The following is a 4,073-nucleotide window of genomic DNA, read 5'->3' as shown; positions in this document are numbered from 1 at the left end:
TCCCACTACAGAATCAGTCATTTCTTAGTCTTTTTTCTTCGTCATTATACGCAAGAATAATCTTCTTAACAACAGGGTGTCTTACTACATCCTCTTCTGTAAGATATACAAATCCAATTTCATTAACTCCTTTCAGGATTCTCATAGCTTCTTTCAACCCGGATTGCTGGTTTTTCGGAAGGTCTATCTGACTTGGATCTCCTGTAATGATAAATTTAGCATTCATTCCCATTCTCGTAAGGAACATTTTCATTTGAGCATGGGTAGTATTTTGTGCTTCATCAAGAATTACAAAAGCATCATCAAGGGTACGCCCTCTCATGAAAGCCAATGGCGCCACCTCTATAACCTTTTTCTCCATAAAGCCTTCCAGCTTTTCATGAGGAATCATATCCCGAAGTGCGTCATATAAAGGCTGTAAATATGGATCTAGCTTTTCTTTAAGATCTCCCGGAAGAAACCCCAGGCTCTCTCCTGCTTCCACAGCTGGCCTTGTTAAAATAATTCTTTTTACCTCCTTATCTTTCAATGCCCTTGCCGCCAACGCCACACTGGTATAGGTTTTTCCGGTTCCGGCAGGACCAATGGCAAAAACCATATCTTTTTTCTCTGTTTCTTTTACGAGTTTTTTAAGATTGGTTGTTTTAGCCTTAATGACTTTTCCGTTTACTCCTTTTACGATAATGTCCTGATCAAAGATCAGCTGTTTTTCGTTTTCATCTTTAATATTTAGAATATTTTCAACGTCTTTCAGCCCAATTGAGTTGTTTTTTGAGATAAATTTTACAATATCATCCAGTTTTTGCTTCAGTATATCTAACGCTTCCTGATTTCCCATTGCAAAAATATAATGGTCTCTCCCCGTAATTTTAATGGTTGGAAAGCTTGATTTTAGTAAGTTGAAATATTGGTTATTAACTCCATAGAAGATTTTCGCATCGATGTCTTCCAGATCATAGGTCAATTCAAACATGCAGTATTTTTATTTTTTAGATTTTAAAATTAAAGCTTTTTTTCAATTTATATCAAATTCTTTTCAACAATCTTTCGGGCTTTCCTTTTATTTTAAATAACTTTGCATGACTACACTATTCTATAAATTGCTCATGTCAATTATTACCCTTACTTCGGATTTCGGAAATTTAGATTACAGAGTTGCCGCTGTGAAAGGCAAAATTCTGTCTCTAAATCCTGAGGTTAATATTATTGATATAACCCACGATATCCAGGCATTCAACCTTATACAGACATCTTATATTGTAAGAAACGCTTACAAATATTTCCCGAAAGGAAGTATCCACATCCTTTCTGTAGATAGTTTTTATCATAAATCAAGAAAAAATATCCTTTATAAAGCTGATGGTTCTTATTTTCTGGCTGCAGACAATGGTCTTTTAAGCCTTATCTTTTTTGATATTAAGCCGGAAGCCATCTATGAAATCACCTTAAACAACCGTTTTGATGATGTCATTAATTTTACTTCTACGGATATTTTTGTTCCGGCAGCTGTGCATCTTGCCAATGGTGGTCTTCCTGAAGTGATCGGAAGGAAAATTGACACCGCCAAACAGCTGATGTTCCCAAGGGCTGTTTACAATGAATCTGAAGCAATGATTATTGGCGAAGTAACTTATATTGATAATTTCGGAAATATCATCTCAAATATCAATCAAGATTTCTTTGAAAATATCAGTAAAGGATATAAAGGATTTACCATAAAATTCAGAAACCTGAGCCTTTCCCGGATCTTTTCCAGCCATACGGAAGTGGTTTCGGACTGGGAAAGGGAGACAGAGTTCCATGGACAGTCTGCTGCAATCTTCAATGACAGTCAGTTATTGGAGCTAACAATCTATAAAGGTAGCAAGAAAAACGGTGCTAAAAGCCTGTTTGGATTGAATGTAGGTGAAAATATCTATATCCAATTTATGTAAAATTATATATTTCATAAAAAAACCGATTTTTTTTATATATTTGTCAAAATCTAAAAATCAAAAATGGCAGAATACAAATTATTGCTTCCTTCCATGGGAGAAGGTGTTATGGAAGCGACAATTATCACTTGGTTATTCAATGAAGGTGATAACGTAAAAGAGGATGACTCTGTAGTAGAAATTGCAACAGATAAAGTAGATTCAGACGTTCCGACACCAGTTTCGGGAAAAATCGTAAAAATTTTAAAGCAAAAAGATGAAGTTGCAAAAGTAGGTGAGGCCATTGCTATTTTAGAAATTGAAGGAGAAGGTTCTGCTTCTGAGGAAGTAACCTCTGAAACACCAGCAGCTACTCCGGATACTGAAACTTTAAAAACTATTGAGCAGCCTTTACAAACTGCGGCTGCATCTAATGTAGAATTCTCCGGAGATCTTTATTTATCTCCACTTGTTAAATCAATTGCACAACAGGAAAATATTTCTGAAACCGAACTGAAATCTATCAAAGGAAGCGGTTTAGAAGGAAGAATTACTAAAGAAGATATTTTAGCTTACGTTGCTAACAGAGGAAGCCAACCTGCTCAACAAGCTGCTCCGGTACAGCAATCTGTTTCTGCCCCAGCTCCTGTTTCAGCACCAGCTGCAACGATTACGGCTGCTGCAGGTGACGAAATCATTCCAATGGACAGAATGAGAAAGATCATTGCTGAAAACATGGTGAAAGCAAAACAAATTGCTCCACATGTAACTTCTTTCATTGAAACAGACGTTACCAACGTTGTAAAATGGAGAAACAAAAACAAAGCAATGTTTGAAAAACGTGAAGGTGAAAAACTTACTTTCATGCCTATTTTTGTAAAAGCTGTAGTAAAAGCAATCCAGGATTTCCCAATGATCAATGTTTCTGTAAATGGAGACAATATCATTAAAAAGAAAAATATCAACATCGGTATGGCAACTGCTCTACCAGATGGAAACCTGATTGTTCCTGTAATCAAAAATGCAGATCAGTTATCTCTTTCAGGACTTGCTAAAGCAATTAATGACTTAGCTTACAGAGCAAGAAACAAGAAATTGAGACCAGAAGACACTCAGGGTGCAACGTATACAATTTCTAACGTAGGAAGCTTTGGAAACCTTATGGGAACCCCTATCATTCCTCAGCCGCAAGTAGCGATCCTTGCCATCGGAGCTATCGTTAAAAAACCTGCAGTTCTTGAAACAGCAGACGGTGATGTAATTGCCATCAGAAACTTAATGTTCATGTCTCACTCTTATGACCACAGAGTAGTAGATGGTTCTTTAGGTGGAATGATGCTTAAGCATGTTCATGATTACCTTGAAAACTGGGATCTGAACACAGAAATATAAATAATGAGTAATCGGCAATGAGTAGTTTACTTGCTGGTGATCATCAATAAATATAAAACCTTCGATTTTTATCGGAGGTTTTTTTGTTCCCATTCTTTGTATCTTTGATGGGGAGTGTAATATCAATGGAGTTTAAATTGTCTTTTATAAAACATAAACAAGTTACCCATGAAACAATTCATTCTAAATACATTAGCTCTAAGTATTTCCGTAATGGCTTATACTCAGAAAACTGAACAATCCGCAGCTATTGATCAGTATGTGAAAGAAATGGTTGCAATTAATCAGATCCCAGGTTTGGCTATTGGAGTTATAAAAGACGGCAAGGTTGTTTTCCAGAAATATTACGGCACGGAAACACTGGAAAGCAATAAAAAAGTGGATTCAAACTCAATGTTCAGGATATATTCCACCTCAAAATTAATGACAAATATTGGTGCTTTTCAACTGATTGAAAAAGGTAGGTTATCTTTAGAGGATAACATTTCAAAATATATTGAAAACCTACCCCAAACATGGCAGGAAGTTAAAATAAAAAATCTATTAACCCATTCTTCAGGAATTCCTAATCTCATAACCTTTAATGATATCACCGTGGATGATTCTAATGCTAGGGTTATTGAAAGATTATCTAAGGAAAAAATGGACTTTAAAACAGGAAATGAGTTCAGATATAATCAAACCAATTATTTTCTTCTTACGATGATTATTGAAAAAATCACAGGACAGTCTTTTGAAAACTTCATCCTGAACAACCAGTTTTCGGAT

Annotated in this window: 4 protein-coding genes; 3 read left to right on the top strand and 1 reads right to left on the bottom strand. The window is 35.6% G+C overall.

What is annotated here, in order from left to right:
- Positions 1-13 precede the first annotated feature (13 nt).
- A complete protein-coding gene (locus BBH99_RS10205; protein ID WP_066695208.1) occupies positions 14-973 on the bottom strand; it encodes a PhoH family protein in 960 nt (319 codons plus the stop codon).
- A 133-nt stretch (positions 974-1,106) separates the two neighbouring features.
- Here BBH99_RS10205 and BBH99_RS10200 point away from each other — a divergent pair, with 133 nt between their 5' ends.
- From BBH99_RS10200 to BBH99_RS10190, 3 genes are all read left to right on the top strand, one after another.
- Positions 1,107-1,934 carry an SAM hydrolase/SAM-dependent halogenase family protein gene (locus tag BBH99_RS10200; RefSeq protein WP_066695206.1) on the top strand — a complete coding sequence of 276 codons (828 nt, stop codon included), beginning with the start codon at positions 1,107-1,109 and terminating at the stop codon, positions 1,932-1,934.
- Between the two features lie 63 nt (positions 1,935-1,997).
- A complete protein-coding gene (locus BBH99_RS10195; protein ID WP_066695205.1) occupies positions 1,998-3,305 on the top strand; it encodes a dihydrolipoamide acetyltransferase family protein in 1,308 nt (435 codons plus the stop codon).
- Between the two features lie 168 nt (positions 3,306-3,473).
- The coding region (locus tag BBH99_RS10190) for a serine hydrolase domain-containing protein (RefSeq protein ID WP_131799211.1) at positions 3,474-4,073 on the top strand (600 nt) is incomplete at its 3' end.

The sequence above is a fragment of the Chryseobacterium contaminans genome (assembly GCF_001684955.1).
GTDB classification, from domain to species: domain Bacteria; phylum Bacteroidota; class Bacteroidia; order Flavobacteriales; family Weeksellaceae; genus Chryseobacterium; species Chryseobacterium contaminans.
This window is presented reverse-complemented; position numbering and strand designations above follow the sequence as displayed.